Consider the following 20046-nt stretch of genomic DNA (forward strand, 5'->3'; position numbering starts at 1 on the left):
CGCGCCGCACGGCAATCGCGTTGACAACGATTTGATCTAATTACAAACACTTACATTTGCCGGGGCAGGTGCTCTGTTAGCTGGCGTACCGCGCCAGGTGCCGCGGCGGCCTAGACTCAAGGCCACGCGCCGTTCCGGGGACGGTGTCAAGCTCAAATGCGGGCTGCGCCAGGAATTCGTCACCGGCGGCGGCCCGATCGACAGGGAGAAGACGATGCAGAACACATCCACGCCGGACGGCGCCTTGCCGGCCAGTTTCAGGGTCAGCCATGCGGACCGGGTGATCGACAGGGACAGCGGCGCCAGGAAGATCGACCTGGTGCGCTACTACGCGCTGGTGGGCAAGCTGATGCTCGTGCACCTGCGCGGCCGGCCCGTGTCGCTCGTGCGCGCGCCGGCCGGCGTGGGCGGCGAGCTGTTCTTCCAGAAACATGCGGAGTCGTCGGCCATGCCCGGCGTCAAACAGCTCGATGCCCGGCTGGACCCCGGACACCCGCCCATGCTGGCAGTGGCCAGCCTGCAAGGCTTGCTGGCGGCGGCGCAGTGGAATGTGGTGGAATTCCACACGCAAAATGCACTGGCAAGCGCCTACGACACGCCGAACCGCCTGGTGTTCGACCTGGACCCGGGCAAGGGCGTGGCCTGGCCCGCCATCCGGGAAGCGGCCGTGCTGCTGCGGGCCTTTTTGACGCAGCTGGGCTTGCCCGCGTTCCTGAAAACCAGCGGCGGCAAGGGCTTGCACGTGGTCGTGCCGATCCGCCCGCAACACGACTGGGAGACGGTGAAGGCGTTTTCGCAAGCCATCGTGGCGCACATGGCGCAGCACATCCCGGCGCGGTTTGTCGTCAAGAGCGGCCCCGCCAACCGGGTCGGCAAGATTTTCATCGATTATTTGCGCAATGGCCGGGGTGCCACCACCGTGTGCGCCTGGTCGGCCCGCACGCGTTCCGGGCTGGGCATTTCCGTGCCGCTGGCCTGGGAGGAGCTCGACCAGCTGAAAGCGGGCGATCAATGGAACGTGGGCAATGTCCACAGCCGCCTCGACCTGGGCAACGCGCCGTGGAATGGCTATGCGCGCAGCGCGAAGGGCCTCGATGCGGCGATGAAAAAGCTGGCCTTCAGTCCTCTTGCCTGAACGGCAGGACGGCGCGCGCCAGCTGCAGCGCTTCCTCGATGGCCGCGTTGAGCAGGGTGATCTCGACGGGCTTGGTCAGGTAGCGGAAAAAGCCCGCGGCCAGGCCATGCCGGATATCGCCCTTCATGGCATTCGCCGTCAAGGCGATGACGGGGATGTGTGCCGTGCGCGTATCGTTGCGCAGGATGCGCTGCGCCTGGTTGCCATTCATGCCGGGCAGGTTGATATCCATCAAGATCACGTCGGGGCGGCGTTCCAGCGCCAGCGCGATGCCCTGGCGGGCGTCGGTGGCCGAGATCAAGCGCAGGTGGGGCAGGAAGCTGACGATGTCTTCCACCAGGCGCAGGCTGGCCGGATTGTCTTCCACGTACAGCAGCAGCGCCTGGCCGCCGGCATCGTCCCCGGCGTCGACGGCATCGCCGGCGGCTACGGGCAGGCATTCCGTTTCCGCCTGCCCGGCGGGCGGCGCAGCCATCGTATCGAGTTCGATCCAGAACACGCTGCCCACGCCGAGGCAGCTGTGCACGCCCATGTTGCCGCCCATTAGCTCCACCAGGCGCTTGGTGACGACCAGGCCAATGCCCGTGCCTTCCTCGCTGCCCGCCTCCTGTCCCAGGCGGTTAAACGGCTGGAACAGCTCGGCCATCTGCGCGTCGTCCAATCCCTTGCCCGTGTCGCGGATGGCGATGCGCACGCGTTGCGCCTCGGGCTGCGAGACTTCCAGCTCCACCTTGCCGGCCGGACGGTTGTACTTGATGGCGTTTGACAGCAGGTTCAGCAGCACTTGCTTGAGGCGCGTATGGTCGGCCCTGAGCGTCAGCGCCTCGCAGGCTGGAAACACCAGGTGAATCTGGCGCTGCTGCGCCTGTTCTTCCACCATCACGCGCATTTCCTCGATCAGCGCGGGCAGCGTCACCGCTTCCATCGACAGGCTCAGACTGCCTGATTCGATCTTCGCCAGGTCGAGGATTTCATTGATCAGGGTGAGCAGGTGGCGGCCCGAGGTGACGATGTTTTGCACGAAGGTGCGCTTTTGCAGCGCGGTCGCGGGCAGGGCTTCATTGGCCAGCAGCTGGGCGAAGCCGAGGATGGCGTTCAGCGGCGTGCGCAATTCATGCGACATGCTGGTGAGAAAGCGGTCCTTCGCCTGGCTGGCCCGTTCCAGCTCGATTTTCTGTTCGTTCAGCGTGCGCTCGATGCGCTTGCGTTCCGTGATGTCGCGGATGGCCGACGAGACCAGCATGCCTTCCTCCGTTTCCAGCGGCGACAGGCTGATTTCGACGGGAAATTCGGTGCCGTCGCGGCGCAAGCCGTACAGTTCCAGGCCCGCGCCCATGGAGCGGGCGCGCGGCGCCGTGGAAAAGGCCTGGCGGTGGCGCGGATGGTCGGTCGCGTAGCGGGCCGGGATCAGCACTTCCACATTGCGCCCGAGCAACTCCGCGCGCGAGTAGCCGAACAGGCGTTCCGTTTGCGAGTTGACGAGCACGATCTCGCCATCGCCGTTGACGATGACGATGGCGTCCGGCGCCGATTCGAGCAAGCCGCGGAACTTTTGCTCGGCCCGGCGGCGGTCGCTGACATCGCGGATGGCGCTGATGACGAAGGTGCCGATTTCCGTCTGGATGGGCGAGAGGCTGATTTCCACGGGGAATTCGACGTTGTCCTTGCGCAAGCCCAGCAATTCCAGGTCGGCGCCCATGGTGCGCGTGCGCGGCTGGTCGAAATAGCGCGCGCGGTGCCCCACGTGGGCATGGCGCAGGCGCTGCGGCAGCAGGCTATCGATTTGCCTGCCGCTCAATTCGCCTTCTTCGTAGCCGAACAGGTGCTGCGCCTGCTGGTTGGCCAGCACGATGGCGCCCGTCGCATTGACCATGATGACGCTGTCCGGCGTCGATTCGAACAGCACGCGGTAGCGCACGTCGACGAACTGGGCGTCGCGCGCCGCCTTCAGCAAGGTCGTGTCCTTCATGGTGGAAATCAGGTAGCGGGGGCCGTCCGGCGCGGCTTGTGCGGCCTGGCAAGCCACGTCGACGTAGATGAGCTCGCCATCCTTGCGCCGCCGCAGCGATTCGCGGTCGTAGCTGCCGTGCAGGGCCAGCTGTTCGGCGATCAGCTGGCCTGCCTCGTCCTGTCCCGGCAGCGAGATCAGTTCCCACAGCGTGCGGCCCAGCGTTTCGTCGCTGGCATAGCCGAAAATGCGCTGCGCCCCGGCCGTCCAGCGTACGACGACATGGTCTTCGTTCGTGATGACAACGCCGCCAGGGGCGCCGCTGAGGATAAGCTGATCTAACTCGGCATCCATTTTTCCGTACGCATGACAGGGCTTGCCGGGTGGCAGGCTGTGTGCATAACGTAGCGAGAAGCCTGCTCAAAGTCAATGCATTTATCTTCCTGGCGATGCGCCCGCAGCGGGTGCATGGTTCAGGCCGTCTTGCGCAAGTTCCCGTGCGCCATCGCTCAATCCCCTGCGCTGCCGGTGACGGGCAGGACGATGCCGCTGATGTAGCTGGAGCAGGCGGGCGAGGCCAGGAAGACGTAGGCGGGCGACAGTTCCTCGGGCTGGGCCGGGCGGCGCATGTCCGTGTCCGCGCCGAATTGCCGGATGTCCTCGGGCGACTTGTCGGCCGGGTTGAGCGGCGTCCACACGGGGCCGGGTGCGATGGCGTTGACGCGGATGCCCTTGTCCAGCAAATTGCCGGCCAGCGCCATGGTAAATGCGTGGATGGCGCCCTTGGTGGTGGAATAGTCGAGCAAGTGCTTCGAGCCATGCAAGCCCGTCACGGAGCCCGTATTGATGATGGACGCACCGCGCTGCAAGTGGGGCAGCACGGCCTTGGCCATGTGAAAGTAGCCGTAGACATTGGTTTTCATGGTGAGGTCGAAGCGTTCCTCGCTCAGCTCCAGCAGCGATTCGGCGTGTTCCTGGAAGGCGGCGTTATTGACCAGCACGTCGATATGGCTGAACTTGTCCAATACCTGGCTGACGGCTTGCTGGCAAAAGCCCTGGTCGCGCACGTCGCCGGCAATCAACAGGCAACTCTGGCCTTCCGCTTCCACGTAGCGCTTCGTTTCGTGGGCGTCCGCGTGCTCGTTCAGGTAAATGATGGCGACATCGGCCCCTTCGCGCGCATACAGCACGGCCACGGCGCGGCCGATGCCCGAATCGCCGCCCGTGACGATGGCCACCATGCCGGCCAGCTTGCCGCTGCCGCAGTAGTCGGGGGCCAGGAAACGGGGTTTCAGCTGCATCTGCCCTTCGACGCCCGGCTTGTCCAGGTGCTGGGCGGGCAGGGGAGGCGCCGGCTGGCTGCGGCTCCCCGTCTGCACAGGGGATTTGCTGTCGCGTTTGTCTTGCCTGGCGGCATCGGGCTGTTTATCTTTCTGATCTTGCTCCTGCTGGATGCTGCGCTGCAAATTGCCGGCAGACTGATCCTTGTTCTCGTTCATGCTGGCCTCCCTGGAAACGACTATCCAGTATCGGCGCGGCACCCGCATCGCACGGTGCGCTTGCTAACAGAGTGGCGCAAACGGGCGCAAAGTTATATGATGGTTGACATAAATGTGGGAGGGCAGCATGAAAGTGAGCAGGGAGCAGGCGGCGCTGAACCGCGAGCGCATCGTGGAGGTGGCGGCAAGGTTGTTCCGCGAAAAGGGCTATGACGGCATCGGCGTGGCCGACCTGATGAAGAATGCGGGCCTCACGCATGGCGGCTTCTATGGCCATTTCGCGTCCAAGGAAGACTTGATGATCGAGGCGTGCCAGCATGCGCTGAATAAGTCGCTGGAAGGTTGGCGGGCCAAGGTCGCCAGCGACCCGCAGCGGGCGCTGCCGGCGATTATCGACAACTACCTCACCCCGAAACACCGCGACCAGCCCGGCGGCGGCTGCCCGGCGGCAGCCATGGGCGTCGACGTGGCGCGCATGTCGCCCGGCGCGCGTCCCGCGTTTACCCAGGCCACGCAGCAGCAGTTCGCCTTGCTGCAGGGCTTGCTGCCCGACGGCGCGCCGGATTGCACGCAGGAGCGGCGACGCCAGCAGGCCATCGCCACGTTTGCCGCCATGGTGGGCGCCATGGTGCTGGCCCGTTCCGTCGATGACGAGTCCCTGTCGGCGGAAATCCTCGACGCCGTGAAGGCGCAATTGCTGCAAGACTGATCCCGTGCCCCCTGTCAGCCGGCCTCGTCGCATGATAGGCTTCGGTTTTCAGATTTCGGGATCATTCATGCTGCTCTGGCTCAGGCAATACCGGCGTCCTCTGTTGGCCGGAGACATCACCGCCGGTATCGTGGTCGCCATGATGATGGTGCCGCAAGGCATGGCTTACGCGCTGGTGGCCGGCTTGCCGCCCGTGGTGGGCATCTACGCCAGCATTTTGCCGCCCGTGCTGTACGCCCTGTTCGGCAGCAGCATGACGCAATCGGTGGGCCCCATGGCCATCGTTTCCCTGATGACGGCCGCCGCCCTGGCGCCGCTGGCCGACCCCGGTTCCTCCCTGTATATCGTGCTGGCCGCCCAGCTGGCCTTCATCAGCGGCCTCGTCCTGCTGCTGTGCGGCGTGCTGCGCCTGGGCTTCATGGCCAGTTTCCTGTCGCGCCCCGTGATCAGCGGTTTCAGCAATGGCGCCGCGATATTGATCATCTGGGGGCAGATCACGCCCTTGCTGGGGGCGACGCTTCCCCACTGGCATGCGCCCAGCCTGGTACTTGGATTGTCCGGCCTGCTGTTCCTGTGGCTGGCCAAGCGGTACGCGTCGCGCCTGCTGCGGCGCTGCGGCCTGAACCAGGTGGCGGCCGACGTGGGCGCGCGCCTGGCGCCGATGGCGCTGGTGCTGGCCGGCATCGCGCTCGTCGCCTATGGCGGCCTGGAAGCGATGGGCGTGCAGACGACGGGCCACGTGCCCAGCGGCTTGCCGGGCCTGAACCTGGCCACCTCCGGCGCCCATTGGCGCACTTTGCTGTCGCCAGCGCTCTTGATCGCCTTCATCATCTTCCTGATGAGCATGTCCGCCGCCCAGACCCTGGCGCAAAAGCGGGGCGAAAAACTGCATACCAACCGCGAACTGCTGGGCCTGGGAGCGGCCAACGTGGCCAGCGCGCTGTCGGGCGGCTTCCCCGTCACGGGGTCGATTTCGCGCTCGGCCGTCAATTTCCAGGCGGGCGCGAACACGCCGCTGGCCAGCATCATCACTGCCGGCTTGCTGGCGCTGGCGCTGGTGGCGCCCACGGGCTGGCTGGCCCTGCTGCCGCTGCCCGTGCTGGCGGCCACCATCATCTTCGCCGTGTCCAGCCTGCTGGACTGGGATACCTTGAAACTGTCGTGGCGCTACGACCGCAGCGATGCGCTGGCCCTGCTGGCGACGACGGCCGGCGTGCTGGTGCTGGGCGTGGAAGCAGGCGTGGTGATCGGCGTGCTGTTGTCGATGGGCACCCTGATCTGGCGCGCCAGCCGCCCGCACATCGCCGTGCTGGGGCGTATCCCGAACAGTGAGCACTTCCGCAACGTGGAGCGCTATGAAGCGCAAACTCTGCCGGACGTCTTGCTGTTGCGCATAGATGCGGGCTTGTTCTTCGGCAATGTCGAGGCCGTGACGGAGAGGGTGGAAGACGAATTGCGCGGCCACCCGACGGCGCGCCACCTGGTGCTGGTGTTGTCAGCCGTCAACCAGATCGACAGCACGGCCTTGCTGGGCTTGATCGAACTCAACAGCGCGCTGGCCAAGCGCGGCATCAGCCTGAACCTGGCCGAAGTGAAGGGCCCCGTGATGGACCGCCTGCGCCAGAGCAGTTTATTGAAAGACTTGAGCGGCAAGCTGTACCTGAGCACGGCCCTGGCGACGAACGATTTGAGCGGGAAAAAGAGTGGAGAACCGGCATGACGATGGAATTGAATCTGCATGGCGAACCGCGCGCCGTTGACACCATCGCTGCGCTGGAACAGGCGCTGCAGGAGGCGCGCGCGCTGGCCCAGTGCGAACTGTGGCTGACCCTGGCCACGGATGCGGAACAGGGCCCGGCCCTGTGCATGCTGCGCAATGGCGGAAATGCCTGGCTGATGTATCTGTCGGGACAGGACGACCTGAGTTTTCACTCGCTGGGCGACGAGGAGGCGGACGGCGCCTGCAGCTACCTGCTGGCCAATGGCCAGGTGGACGAGTATCCGGAAGCGTGGTGCGTGGAGGTGGAAGAATGCCAGCACGCCTTCGCTGCGTTTTTCAGGACAGGCGGCGCGCGGCCGGCCGCCATCGCGTGGGAGGCCGATTGACATGCCGCAAACCATCATCGCCGACATCGACAAGGACTTGCTGGCCGCGCTGGACGCCAGGGCGGGGTTATTGACGCTGCACGCCATCCTGCTGCGCTACAAGGCCGGCGGCGTGACGGCGGCGCAAGTGGCCGGCTTGCTGCAGGAACTGCGCCCGTCTATGGAGGACGGCGCTCAGGAAGGGCCGCTGGAAGACGTGATACTGGACGCCCTCGACATGGTGACGGGCTGGTGCACGCCGCAGCTGCGGGTATGGGACGAGGCAGGAGGCGAGCATGCATCCTGACAAGTTCAAGCAGGTGGCGGGGCTGCCGTCCGCCGAGCGTCATGCCTACTTTGTGCGCAAGGTGGCCGATACGCAAGAAGTGTGGGGTTTGCACCATGACGGCTGGGCCACGGCGCAGCTTGACGGCAAGGTGGCGATACCGTTCTGGCCGGAAGCGGCATTCGCGCAAGCGTGCGCCAGCGGCGACTGGGAACATTTCCAGGCGCGCGCCATCGGGCTCGATGATTTTCTGGCTAAATGGCTGCCCGGCATGGCGGAGAATAAACAGTTGGCTTTCGTGTTTCCCGTGCCGCAAGGCAGCGCCAGCATCGCGGCGCCGGGCGACTTGCTGGCCGACCTGCGAGAGGAAGCCAGACAATATGAATAATCAGGAAGAGCGCCTGGACGCCTGGTATGACGGCTCGGCCATCTGCCTGATCGCCGTCGGCGCGCAAGGCGACCCGCTGGACCTGGGCGGCGATGAAGTGCGCGCGCTGATCGCGAAACTGCAGCAATGCCTGGCCGAGTCCGAAGCCGGCCAGGACTGAAGGCTCAGGCGGCCGCCAGCGCCTTTTCCATCGCCACGCTGGCCAGGCTGATGCCGCTGGGGTGCGCATACGCTTCCTCGCGCAAGGAAATAAACCCTGCGGCCCGGTAAAACGGTACGGCGTTCAGCGACGCGGACAGGTGCAGGCATGTGATGTCGTGCCCGCGCGCCAGCTGCTCCAGCGCCGCCAGCAGCCGCTTGCCGATGCCGAGTCCCGCACGCGCCGGATCGACGAACACTGCCTCCACTTCCTGCTTGTCCGCATCGAGCATGGCGTAGCCGGCAATGGCTTCTCCCTGCATCGCCACGACGCCGCCACCCGCGGCCAGCATGGCGGCATACGCCGGCGGCACAGGCGTAGCCGTCCACGCAGTAATTTGCTCCGGCGCATAATGCGTGGCGCAACTGACGCGCACGGCCACCGTGCGCAGGGCCCACAGGGCGTCGATGTCGGAATCAAGGGCGGGGCGCAGGGTGATGGTCATGGACGCTTTCCGGGCAAAAGACCATGCTAGCGCAATGGCTTGCATGGCGCCAGCAAGAGTTCATGCCGCGCTCAGCCAGCAGATGACCGGCGGCGCCTGGGTCATATAGAAAGACATGGCAATCACCAAAAGATTGCCCTAAGGAATAGACTTGCCCCTGCAGTTGACGTTATCATGTTTTTGTAAGTGTCGGTGGCTGAGCAGTCAGCGCATAGTTGAAACATGGTGACAGGCGGGGGTGAGCATGGGCATGGCGAAGGATGCGTGAGTTGCCTGGCGGCGGGCTGGGCAGGGCAGCGGTGCGCCGCTGTGGCTGCGCATTGCTGCTGGTATGCTGTGTTGCCGCGGCCCCTGCCGCCGTGCCGGCCGCGACGCCGGCCTCGGCGGCGCTGCACCAGGGGCAGCGCGTGCTGTTTCTCAACGCTTACGATTACGGCCGCGCCGGCGTGGAATCGTACACGCGCACCTATGTGGCCGCCATGGCCGCCGCGGGCCTGGCCAGCGAAGACATCATGGTCGAGCACCTGAACCTGAATACCCAGGGCGACCCGGCGCTGCGCAATGAGATGCGCGATTTGTTGCTTTTAAGATACACCAAGATGATGGGCCGCAAGGCCGACCTGATCATCGCCATGCAGCAGCCGGCGCTCGATTTGTTGCTGTCGGACCTGGCGCCGCTGGCGCGCGGCGTGCCCGTGCTGGCGATCAATACCTCGGGCAAGGCCTTGCCGGCCGGCAGTCCGTCTTCCATCTGGCAGCAAAAGGCGAACGTCGATTTTGCCGGCACGCTGGCGCAAGCCATGGCGCTGTTCCCGGAGACCAAGACCATCGTCATGGCCGTCGGCGCCAGCGAGGCCGACCAGGCCCTGAAGCGCAACATGCAGCAGGCGGCGCAGGCGTGGCAGGGCAAGGTGACCATGCGCTACCTCGATGACCTGACCCTGGAACAGATGCGCGCGGCCGTGGCGCGCTTGCCCGCCGATACGCTGCTGGTGGCGGGCAATGTCAACCGCGACGTGGACGGCAATATCGCCACGCCGGTGCAGTTTGCCGCCCAGCTGGCGCGGCTGGCCAATGTGCCCGCCTTTGGCATGTATAACGCGACGGTCGGCAAGGGTATCCTGGGCGGCTCCATCCTGCACATCGAGCGGGCCGCGCAGCAGGTGGCGCAGATGTCGCTGGCCGTGTTGGCCGGCAAGGCGCCTGCCGCGCCGGGCGCCTTGCTGCCGCCGGCGCATCCGGTGCCCATGTATGACTGGGAACAGCTGCAGCGCTGGGATGCCGATATCAGCCGGCTGCCGCCGCACACCCTGTTCTTCAACCGTCCGCCGCAGCTGTGGCACGAGCACCGCGTCGCCGTGCTGTCGGCCGGCGCCGTATTTCTCGCCATGGCGTGCATGCTGAGCGCCTTGCTGCTGCAGCGCCGCCGCCTGCGCCGCGCCGAGAGCGATGCGCGCGAAAGCGAGCAGCGCTTCCGCATCCTCGTCGAGCATGCGCCCGAAGCCATCGTCGTGTATGACCTGGACCTGGACCGCTTCATCGACGCCAACAGCAGCGCGCAGCGCATGCTGGGGATGTCGCGCGAGGCGCTGCTGGCGCGCGGGCCGTTCGACCTGTACACGGGCGAGCAGCCCGATGGCCTGCCGCTGGGACTGATGATGGAAGAGCATCTGCGCCGCGCCATGCTGGGGGAACCCATCCTGGTCGAGCGCAATGTGCGGCGCGCCGACGGCAGCATCTTTCCCTGCGAAGTGCGGCTGGTGCGCTTGCCGATGGAAGGGCGGCGCCTGGTGCGCAGCGGCATCGTCGACATTTCCGAGCGCAAGCACAGCGAGCAGGAACTGCTCGGCTACCGCGACCACCTAGAAGAGCTGGTGCAGCAACGCACGGCGGCCCTGTCGGTGGCCGTCACCGAGGCCGAATCGGCGAACCGCGCGAAAAGCGTCTTCCTGGCCAACATGAGCCACGAATTGCGCACGCCCTTGAATTCCGTGATCGGCTTTTCGCAGATGATGGCCGATTCGAGCAGCATGTTCGAGGAAGAAAAGCATAACCTGGCCATCATCAACCGCGCCGGCCATCATTTGTTGACCTTGATCAACGATATTCTGGAATTGTCGAAAATCGAGGCGGGCCGCATGCAGCTGCAAGCGGGGCCCGTGGACTTGAACGGCTTGCTCGACGAGGTGCTCGAGATGGTGCGCATGCGCTCCGGCGACCAGGGCATCGCGCTGCGGCTGGAGCGTTCCGGCGTGCCGCCGCTGGTGCGCCTCGACGGCGCCAAGCTGCGCCAGGTGCTGCTCAATTTGCTGTCGAATGCGCTCAAGTTCATCGAGCAGGGCAGCGTGACCCTGTCGCTGGCCTGCCAGGCAGACAAGGATGGGCAAGTGGCGCTGGCGTTTGCCGTGCGCGATACGGGCAGCGGCATCGCGCAAGAGGACCTGGAACGCATCTTCGAACCGTTCGTGCAGGCCGACAGCGCCGTGGCGCAGGCCGGCACGGGACTGGGGCTGACCATTTCACGCGAATTCGTGCGCCTGATGGGCGGCGAGCTGCGCGTCGAGTCGACCTTGGGGGCCGGCTCCGTGTTCCACTTCGACTTGCGCGCCCCCTGCGTGCAGTGCCCTGCCGCCGCGCCGCTGGCGCCGGGCCGCGTGGCGCGCCTGCCGGCGGGCCAGCGCGGGCGCACGGTGCTGCTGGTCGACGATGACGACAACTGCCGCAAGCTGCTGGCCGGCTTGCTGGCGCCGCTGGGCTTCCAGCTGCAGGAGGCGGCGGGCGGCGTGCAGGCGCAAGCCATGCTGGCGGCGCAGCGCTACGACATCGTGCTCAGCGACTGGCGCATGCCGGACATGGACGGCCTGGCGCTGACGCGCTGGCTGCGCGCACAGCCGGCGCTGGTGCAGCCGCGCCTGGTGATCATGACCGCCTCCGCCTTCGAGGAAGAAAAGCAGGAGGCGCTGGCCGCCGGCGCCGACGGCTTCCTGCGCAAGCCGATCGAACAGGAACACCTGTTCGCCATGCTGGAGCAGCAACTGGGCGTGCGCTTCCAGCGCACCGCCGCCGCGCCGCCGCGCGTGCCGGCGGCCGCCTTCGACCTGCAGCAGGCGCTGGGCCAGCTGGGCGCGGCCGAACGGCAGGCGCTGCTCGAATCCGTTCGGGCCCTCGATTTGCGGCGCAGCGCCATCGTGCTGGCCGGCGTGGCGACCAGCCTGCCGCAGCTGGCCGCGCACATCGCCGCCATGCTGGAACAGCATCAGTACCAGCCGCTGTGCGCCTTGCTGGCGCAGCTGGCCAGCGAACCGCAGGGCGAAGACGCATGACGGTTCACGCATCCAAGGGCGCGCGCCTGGGCGGCGTCTCCATCGTGCTGGCCGTCAGCGTGGCGCTGACCTTTGTCGTCACCGCGCTGCTGCTGGTGTTTGCCGTGCTGTTTTACCAGTCCGAACGCGAGCAGCGCTGGCAGCAGCTGCACCGCAGCCTGGCCCTGAGCGCGGACCAGCTGGCCGTGGCCATCGAACTGCCCTTGTGGAATCTCGATGAAAAGCAGATGCAGGCCATCATGCGCAGCACGCTGGGCAAGCGCGATCTGGTGGCCAGCTCCCTGACGCCGGGCATCGGCAAGGAAGCGCTGGTGCTGCGCCGCACCGCGGCCGGCGCCATCGGCAGTTTTTCCTCGCTGTCCGCGGAACCCGGCTGGCTGGTGCAGCGGCGCCCCGTGACGATGGGCGGGCAAGTCATCGGCAATGTGGCCGTGTATGCGACGCCGGCCCTGCTGCACGCGCAGCTGCGGCAACGCGCGCTGGGCATCGGTGCCATGATCGTGGCGCTCGACGTGATCCTGGTGGCCAGCATCTGGCTGCTCATGTGGTGTCTGATGCTCAAGCCCTTGAAGGCGATCGGCCAGTATGCGGCCGGCGTCCAGGCAGGGCAGAGCGAAGCGGCCGGCACGCCGCCGAAAGCGTGGTTCCTGGGCGAGCTGCGCACGCTGTACCGTTCCATCCGCGACATGGTGGCGCTGCTCGACAGCCGCTACCGCGCCTTGCAGCGCAGCGAGGAGCGCGTGCAGATGGCCACCGGCGCGGCCAGCATCGGCATCTGGGACTGGAATGTCATCAACGATGCCTTGCAGTGGGACGAGCAGATGTATGCGCAGTTCAAGGCCGATGCGGACAGCACCATGGCGCCGGCGGCGATCTGGCGCGCGGCGCTGATGCCGGACGACGTGCCGGCCGCCAAGGAGGCCCTGCGCGCCGCGCTGGGCGCCGGCCAGGCCTTCACGCACGAGTACCGCATCCTGTGGCCCGATGGCGCCATCCGCTACATCAAGGCCGATGCCGTGATCTTCCGCGACGGGCAGGGGCGGCCCATGCGCCTGGTGGGTTCGAACTACGACATCACGGCGCACCGCGAGGCCGAACTGGAACTGCTGCGCCACCGCCATCACCTGGAAGAACTGGTGGCCGAGCGCACGAGCGCCCTGTCGGTGGCCGTCAGCCAGGCGCAGGCGGCGAACCGCGCCAAGAGCACCTTCCTGGCGAACATGAGCCACGAACTGCGCACGCCCTTGAATTCCGTGATCGGCTTTTCGCGCCTGATGGCCGCCTCGCCGAACATGCAGGACGATGAAAAGCGCAACCTGGCCATCATCCACCGCTCCGGCAATCACTTATTGACGTTGATCAATGAAATCCTCGAACTGTCGAAGGGCGAGGCGGGGCGCCTGCACGCGCAGACGGTCGTGGTGGCGCTGGCGCCCCTGCTGCAGGAAGTGATGGACATGCTGGGCATGCGCGCCGAGCAGCAGGGGCTGGCCTTGCGCCTCGATTGCGCCGACGTGCCGGCGGCCGTGCTGCTCGACGCGACGCGTTTGCGCCAGGTGCTGCTGAACCTGATGTCGAACGCCGTCAAGTTTGCCGGCGGCGGCGAGGTCGCCTTGCGCGTGCGCGGCGAGCGGCGCGATGACGCCACGTGGCGCCTGTCGTTCGCCGTCAGCGACACGGGCATCGGCATCGCCCCGGAAGACCAGCAGCGCATCTTCGAGCCCTTCGTGCAGGCCGACAGCGCGGGACCGAAGGATGGCACGGGCCTGGGCTTGGCCATCTCGCGCGAATTCGTGCAATTGATGAAAGGCGAACTGACGGTGGAATCCATGCCGGGGCAGGGCGCCACCTTCCGTTTCAGCATACCCGCGCAGGCGGCCGAGGCACCCGTGGCGGCGCCCGTGCCGCTGCCCGTGGCGCCGGCGCCCGAGGCGCCGCCGGCATTGCGGGCGCAAGACTTGCTGCTGCTGGCCGGGGAAGAGCGCGCCGCCTTGCTGGTGGCGCTGCGCGAATTGAACCTGGCCAGGGTGGCACTGTTGCTGGGCGCCTTGCCGCCGGCGGCCGCGCCCGTGCTGGCGCCGCTGCAGGCGATGCTTGACCAGCATCAATACCGTCAGCTGTGCGACTTGCTGGAGAATGAGGGCGCGCTGGCGCACGCTTGAAAAGTGTGGGCTGACAACATCGGATTCGCTGAAAAGACGGACTAAGTGCCGCCGATGGATGGTGCTAAATTGCAATAAAGATTATGATGATAGTACGTAGTTCATCGCAAAGAAATGTCTTGTCCAGCGCGGCAACGGATCGCCGCGCCTCATCCAAAGCTGAGAGAACTGCTACATGCACCGCGATTTTTCGGAAGTGAATTCGAAGGGCGAAGTACTGATCGTTGAAGATACGCCGGCTTCGCTGAAGCTGTTGAGCGATTTGCTGGGCGGCGCCGGCTATGCGGTGCGCCAGGCGCCGAACGGCGAACTGGCCCTGTGGACGGCCCAGGCGCGCCCGCCCGAGCTGATCCTGCTCGACGTGCGCATGCCCGGCCTCGACGGCTTTGAAGTGTGCCGCCGCCTGAAGGAGATACCGTCCCTGCGCCAGGTGCCGGTGATCTTCCTGTCGGCCCAGTACGACACGGACGACAAGGTGCGCGGCTTCGCGCTGGGTGCCGTCGATTTCATCGCCAAACCCTTCCAGGCCGAGGAAATCCTGGCCCGCACGGACGCCCACGTGCGCCTGGCGCGGGCGCAGCTGCAGCTGGCGCAGGAGCGCGCCAACCTGGAACGGCGCGTGGCCGAACGCACGGCCGAACTGGAGCAGGTGGCCAGCACCTTGGCGCGCGAAGTGCAGATCCGCCGCGCCAATGAAGAATTGCTGCGCCTGTCGGGCCAGGTCTTCGAAGCGACGCAGGACGCCATCCTGATCACCGATCCGGCCGGCGTTATCGTCACGGCCAATCCCGCCTTTACGCGCATCACCGGCTACGCGGCGCAGGAAGTGGTGGGCACGGACATTTTGCGCCTGCACGCCGAATACACGGGCGAGGCGGTGCTGCTGGCCCTGCGCCAGGGCTTGCGCAGCAGCGGCTGCTGGTCGGGCGAGGTGCAGACGCGGCGCAGGAGCGGCGACACCTATCCCTGCCTGCTCAGCGTCTCCACCGTGCACGGGCCCGACGGCGCCGTCGTCAACTACATCGGCGTCTTCCTCGACATCAGCGAGCGCAAGGCCGAGCAGCATCTGATCGATTTCCTCTCCTACCACGACGCGTTGACGGGCTTGCCGAACCGCGTTCTGCTGCGCGAGCGCTTCGAACAGGCGCGCGCGAACGCTCTGCGCGACGGCCAGCAGGTGGTGCTGATGTGCCTGGACCTGGACCGCTTCAAGAACATCAACGATTCGCACGGCCAGGCCGTGGGCGACAAGGCGCTGCAAGTGGTGGCGCGTTTCCTGTCCGGCTGCGTGCGCGAAGGCGACACGGTGGTGCGCCAGGGCGGCGACGAATTCCAGATCCTGCTGCAGGACGATGCCCTGCTGGGGCGCACGCTTGCGCTGGCGCAAACTATCCTGGCCGGCTTGCGCGAGGAACTCAGCGTCGATGGCGAGCGCCTGGCGCTGACGACCAGCATCGGCATCGCCATGTGTCCGGCCGACGGCGACAGCCTCGACGACGTGCTGCGCCACGCCGACACGGCCCTCGTGCGCGCCAAGGAAATGGGGCGCGACCATTACGCCTTCTTCACGGAGCGCATGGGCAGCGACATCCGCGCCCGCCTGGCGATGCAGCAGCAGCTGCGCGGCGCCATCGGCCGCGATGAATTCGAAGTGCACTACCAGCCGCAGATGTGCTTGCGCACGGGCGCCTTGCTGGGTGCGGAAGCCTTGCTGCGCTGGGATAACCCGGTGCTGGGCAAGGTGCCGCCCGGCCTGTTCATCGCGCTGGCCGAGGAATATGGCTCGATCACGGCCATCGGCGAATGGGTGCTCGAAAGCGTCTGCGCGCAAATCCGCGCCTGGCACGACGCGGGCCTGGGCAGCATCAAGGTGGCCGTCAACCTGTCCGGCAAGCAGTTCGCGCAAGACCGCACGGTGCCGTTCGTCGAGGCGGCCTTGCGCAAATACGCCATCGCGCCCGCCTGCCTGGGCATCGAAATCACGGAAAGCACGGTGATGGGCGACCCGGACAAGGCGGTGGCGGCCCTCACGCGCCTGAAGGATATCGGCGTGGGCATTTCGCTCGACGACTTCGGCACCGGCTATTCCAGCCTCGGCTACCTGAAACGCTTCCCCATCGACGTGCTGAAGATCGACAAATCGTTCGTCGACGACGTCACCACCAGCAGCAGCGATGCGGCCATCGCCCGTTCCGTCATTTCGCTGGCGCATAACCTGGACATGCGCGTCATCGCCGAAGGCGTGGAAACGCGCGAGCAGGTGGATTTTTTGACGGAACACGGCTGCGACGAAATGCAGGGCTATTATTTCAGCCGCCCCCTGGCCGCGGAAGCCTTCACGGCGCTGCTGCGCGAACGGCGTGTGCTGACGGTGGCGTCGGCAGCCGTGTCGGCATAAGCACACCCCGCGCCTGCACGATAACTGCACTGATATGGTGCGGGCGCCGCAATGCGGTGCATGATTCTCACGTTTCTTCCCTCTGACGCTGGCATGCATCCTGCTTTGTAGATCGTTATTTACACGATTGCAGTGCATGCCAGATAGCCCACATTTCGCAACGCCTTCTGCCGCCAGCGCGCACAGCGCCTGGCAGGCGCATTTGCGCCTGGGCTTTGCGCTGCACGATGGCGTCAGCCGTCTCGTCGAGCGCACGCACAGCGGCCCCCTGCGCGTGCAAAAGCCCCTGTATCCGGAAGGCGATGCCGTCTGCCACGCCATCATCATCCATCCGCCCGGCGGCGTGGTGGGCGGCGACCAGCTGGCCGTCGACGCCACGGTGGGCGAGGGCGCGCACGCCTTGCTCACGTCGCCGGGCGCCGCCAAGTGGTACCGCGCGAACGGCCATGTCTCGGGCCAGCACCTCGTGCTGCGCGCCGGCAGCGGCGCCGCCATCGAGTGGCTGCCGCAGGAAAGCATCTTCTTTGACCAGGCTTGCGTGCGCCTGCGCCACGAGGTGGAACTGGCGCCGGACGCCCGCTACATCGGCTGCGACATCGTCTGCCTGGGCCGCAGCGCCTCGGGCGAAATGTTCAACACGGGCAGCATCAGCCAGCAGGTGCAGATACGCCGCGGCGGCAAGCTGCTGTGGTGGGAGCAGGGCGTGCTGGCCGCCGGCGGCGCCCTGATGGTCAGCCCGCTGGGACTGGGGGGCCACACGGTGTGCGCCACCCTGATCGCCGTCGGCATGCCCGTTGCTCCCGCCGTGCTGGCGGCCGTGCGCGAGATCGCCGTGCCGGCCGGCGCCGCGTTTGGCGCCACGCACATGAAAGCGCTGGTGGTGGTGCGCCTGCTGTGCGGCGACAGCGAGGCGGCGCGCCGCATCATGCTGGCCGCCTGGCAGCTGCTGCGTCCCGCCATGCTGGGACGCGACGCCGTCGTGCCCCGCATCTGGAATACTTAATCAGGAAAGAAACGCAAGGAAAACCATGGACCTGACTCCCCGCGAAAAAGACAAGCTGCTCATTTTTACGGCCGCGCTGCTGGCCGAACGGCGCCTGGCGCGCGGCTTGAAGCTCAATTATCCGGAAGCGGTGGCCCTGATCAGTGCCGCCATCATGGAAGGCGCGCGCGACGGCAAGTCGGTGGCGCAGCTGATGTCGGACGGTACGAAGATTCTGTCGCGCGCCGACGTCATGGACGGCATCGCCGAGATGATCCCCGATATCCAGGTGGAAGCGACCTTCCCCGATGGCAGCAAGCTGGTGACCGTGCACCACCCGATACCGTAGTTTTGATTGCATGGCAGGGCGCCATCCGCGCCGTGCCTGTGTGGCGCCGGCGATCCGCCGGCCAGCGTAGAGCGCTTTGACGAAGGAAAATATCATGACCCCAGGCGAATACAAATTGGAAGAAGGCGAAATCAGCCTGAATGCGGGCCGCGCCACGGCTACCGTGGTGGTGGCCAACCGGGGTGACCGGCCGATCCAGGTGGGCTCGCATTTCCACTTTTTCGAAGTCAACCCGGCGCTGGCCTTCGAGCGCTGGCGCGCCTATGGCATGCGCCTCAATATCACGGCCGGCACGGCCGTGCGCTTCGAACCGGGCCAGCAGCGCACGGTGGAACTGGTGGCGCTGGCGGGCGAACGCAAGGTCTACGGCTTCAATGGCGCAGTGATGGGTGAACTGCAAGACACTCCACCGGGAAAGGATTGAGATGGCCAGCATTCCCCGCAGCGCGTATGCCGAAATGTTCGGCCCCACCAAGGGCGACCGCATCCGCCTGGCCGACACGGAACTGTTCATCGAGATCGAGCATGACTACGCGATCTACGGCGAAGAGGTGAAATTCGGCGGCGGCAAGGTGATCCGCGACGGCATGGGCCAGTCGCAGCGCTGCGCGGCCGAGGTGATGGACACCGTCATCACGAATGCCGTCATCCTCGACCACTGGGGCATCGTGAAGGCGGATATCGGCTTGAAAAACGGCCTGATCTTCGGCATCGGCAAGGCGGGCAATCCCGACATCCAGCCCGGCGTCACGCTCCCCATCGGCGGTGCGACGGAAATCATCGCCGGCGAAGGCATGATCGTCACGGCCGGCGGCGTCGACACGCACATCCACTTCATCTGCCCGCAGCAGATCGAGGAAGCGCTGATGAGCGGCGTGACCACCATGCTGGGCGGCGGCACGGGGCCGGCCGTGGGCACGGCCGCCACCACCTGCACGCCGGGGCCGTGGCATCTGCACGCCATGCTGGCCGCCGCCGACGCCTTCCCGATGAACCTGGGCTTCATGGGAAAAGGGAACGTCAGCTTGCCGCTGCCCCTGGAAGAGCAGGTGCGCGCGGGCGCCATCGGCTTGAAACTGCACGAAGACTGGGGCAGCACGCCGGCCGCCATCGACAATTGCCTGTCCGTGGCCGACCGCATGGATATCCAGGTGGCGCTGCACAGCGATACCCTCAACGAGGGCGGCTTCCTGGAACACACCTTGGCGGCCTTCAAGGACCGCACCATCCACACGTTTCACACGGAAGGGGCGGGCGGCGGCCATGCGCCCGACATCATCGCCGCCGTCGGGCAAGCCAACGTGCTGCCCTCGTCGACCAACCCCACGCGCCCGTTCACCGTCAACACGCTCGACGAGCACCTGGACATGCTGATGGTGTGCCACCACCTGGACCCGGCCATCGCCGAAGACGTGGCGTTCGCCGAGTCGCGCATCCGCCGCGAAACCATCGCCGCCGAAGACATCCTGCACGATATCGGCGCCATCTCGATGATGTCGTCCGACTCGCAAGCCATGGGGCGGGTCGGCGAAGTGATCATGCGCACCTGGCAGACGGCGCACAAGATGAAGGTGCAGCGGGGCGCGCTGGCGCCCGACACGGCGCGCAGCGACAATTTCCGCGCCAAGCGCTATATCGCCAAGTACACGATCAACCCGGCCATCACGCATGGCATTTCGCACGTGGTGGGCTCGATCGAGGCGGGCAAGATCGCCGACATCGTGCTGTGGAAGCCGGCCTTCTTCGGCGTCAAGCCATCGATGATCTTAAAAGGCGGCATGATCGCGGCCGCGCAGATGGGCGACCCGAACGCCTCGATTCCCACGCCCCAGCCCGTGCACTACCGCATGATGTTCGGCGCCTTCGGCGGCGGCCTGAAAAAGTCGTTTACGTTTGTCTCGCAGGCGGCCTACGAGCTCGATATCGGCCACCAGCTCAAACTGAATAAATCCGTCATCGCCGTGAAGAACATGCGCGGCTTGCGCAAGCACGACATGGTCCACAACAGCGCCACGCCGCACATGGAAGTGGACCCGGAAACCTATGCCGTGCGCGCCGACGGCCAGCTGCTCGTGTGCGAGGCGGCCGCTGTGCTGCCCATGGCGCAGCGCTATTTTCTATTTTAGGCGGGAGACAAG

General features: G+C 66.2%; 16 protein-coding genes and 1 pseudogene. 14 read left to right on the plus strand and 3 right to left on the minus strand.

Annotated elements, in window-relative coordinates; genetic code table 11:
- Positions 1–226: 226 nt before the first annotated feature.
- A pseudogene (ligD, locus tag O3298_RS08590) lies at positions 227–1135 on the plus strand (non-homologous end-joining DNA ligase); the annotation flags it as partial.
- Here ligD and O3298_RS08595 read toward each other — a convergent pair.
- The gene (locus O3298_RS08595) at positions 1119–3437 is read right to left on the minus strand and encodes a PAS domain S-box protein (RefSeq protein WP_305059032.1); all 2319 of its coding nucleotides are present in this window, start codon (positions 3435–3437) and stop codon (positions 1119–1121) included. The pseudogene ligD and the gene O3298_RS08595 overlap by 17 nt on opposite strands.
- Positions 3438–3592: 155 nt before the next feature.
- Positions 3593–4582, minus strand: coding sequence for an SDR family oxidoreductase (locus O3298_RS08600; RefSeq protein ID WP_305059033.1), 990 nt, complete (start codon positions 4580–4582; stop codon positions 3593–3595).
- A gap of 127 nt (positions 4583–4709) precedes the next feature.
- Between O3298_RS08600 and O3298_RS08605 the strand changes: the two genes are divergently transcribed.
- The 6 genes from O3298_RS08605 (at position 4710) to O3298_RS08630 (ending at position 8210) form a co-directional block, all read left to right on the plus strand.
- A complete protein-coding gene (locus O3298_RS08605) occupies positions 4710–5291 on the plus strand; it encodes a TetR/AcrR family transcriptional regulator (protein ID WP_305059034.1) in 582 nt (193 codons plus the stop codon).
- Positions 5292–5358: 67 nt separating this feature from the next.
- Positions 5359–7011, plus strand: a complete 1653-nt coding sequence (locus tag O3298_RS08610) for a SulP family inorganic anion transporter (protein WP_305059035.1) — start codon at positions 5359–5361, stop codon at positions 7009–7011.
- On the plus strand, positions 7008–7397 hold the full coding sequence (locus O3298_RS08615; protein WP_289910598.1) for an Imm1 family immunity protein: 390 nt from the start codon (positions 7008–7010) through the stop codon (positions 7395–7397). The genes O3298_RS08610 and O3298_RS08615 overlap by 4 nt, the downstream gene beginning before the upstream one ends.
- A gap of 1 nt (position 7398) precedes the next feature.
- Entirely contained in the window at positions 7399–7683 is a 285-nt protein-coding gene (locus O3298_RS08620) for a hypothetical protein (RefSeq protein ID WP_305059036.1), read from the plus strand.
- Positions 7673–8050, plus strand: coding sequence for a DUF2750 domain-containing protein (locus tag O3298_RS08625; protein WP_289910596.1), 378 nt, complete (start codon positions 7673–7675; stop codon positions 8048–8050). Before O3298_RS08620 ends, O3298_RS08625 begins: the two co-directional genes overlap by 11 nt.
- Positions 8043–8210, plus strand: a complete 168-nt coding sequence (locus O3298_RS08630; RefSeq protein ID WP_289904496.1) for a hypothetical protein — start codon at positions 8043–8045, stop codon at positions 8208–8210. The genes O3298_RS08625 and O3298_RS08630 overlap by 8 nt, the downstream gene beginning before the upstream one ends.
- A 4-nt stretch (positions 8211–8214) precedes the next feature.
- On the opposite strand, the gene O3298_RS08635 is transcribed toward O3298_RS08630, so the two are convergent.
- Positions 8215–8694, minus strand: a complete 480-nt coding sequence (locus tag O3298_RS08635) for a GNAT family N-acetyltransferase (RefSeq protein WP_289910595.1) — start codon at positions 8692–8694, stop codon at positions 8215–8217.
- Positions 8695–8954: 260 nt separating this feature from the next.
- Between O3298_RS08635 and O3298_RS08640 the strand changes: the two genes are divergently transcribed.
- The 7 genes from O3298_RS08640 (at position 8955) to ureC (ending at position 20034) form a co-directional block, all read left to right on the plus strand.
- Positions 8955–12017, plus strand: coding sequence for a PAS domain-containing hybrid sensor histidine kinase/response regulator (locus O3298_RS08640; protein ID WP_289910594.1), 3063 nt, complete (start codon positions 8955–8957; stop codon positions 12015–12017).
- Positions 12014–14179, plus strand: a complete 2166-nt coding sequence (locus O3298_RS08645) for a HAMP domain-containing sensor histidine kinase (RefSeq protein WP_289910593.1) — start codon at positions 12014–12016, stop codon at positions 14177–14179. Before O3298_RS08640 ends, O3298_RS08645 begins: the two co-directional genes overlap by 4 nt.
- A gap of 175 nt (positions 14180–14354) precedes the next feature.
- Positions 14355–16577, plus strand: a complete 2223-nt coding sequence (locus tag O3298_RS08650; RefSeq protein WP_289910592.1) for an EAL domain-containing protein — start codon at positions 14355–14357, stop codon at positions 16575–16577.
- A 136-nt stretch (positions 16578–16713) separates the two neighbouring features.
- Positions 16714–17580 (plus strand): urease accessory protein UreD, encoded by an 867-nt coding sequence (locus O3298_RS08655; protein ID WP_289910591.1) that lies wholly within the window; start codon positions 16714–16716, stop codon positions 17578–17580.
- Positions 17581–17605: 25 nt separating this feature from the next.
- Positions 17606–17908: an urease subunit gamma gene (locus tag O3298_RS08660; RefSeq protein ID WP_034751936.1), complete on the plus strand. Its 303-nt coding sequence runs from the start codon at positions 17606–17608 to the stop codon at positions 17906–17908.
- A 94-nt stretch (positions 17909–18002) separates the two neighbouring features.
- Positions 18003–18332 carry an urease subunit beta gene (locus tag O3298_RS08665; RefSeq protein WP_251348197.1) on the plus strand — a complete coding sequence of 110 codons (330 nt, stop codon included), beginning with the start codon at positions 18003–18005 and terminating at the stop codon, positions 18330–18332.
- A 1-nt stretch (position 18333) separates the two neighbouring features.
- A complete protein-coding gene (gene ureC, locus O3298_RS08670) occupies positions 18334–20034 on the plus strand; it encodes an urease subunit alpha (RefSeq protein ID WP_099667397.1) in 1701 nt (566 codons plus the stop codon).
- The last annotated feature ends 12 nt before the right edge of the window (positions 20035–20046 follow it).

The organism is Janthinobacterium sp. SUN137, assembly GCF_030587265.1.
Taxonomy (GTDB): domain Bacteria; phylum Pseudomonadota; class Gammaproteobacteria; order Burkholderiales; family Burkholderiaceae_D; genus Janthinobacterium; species Janthinobacterium kumbetense.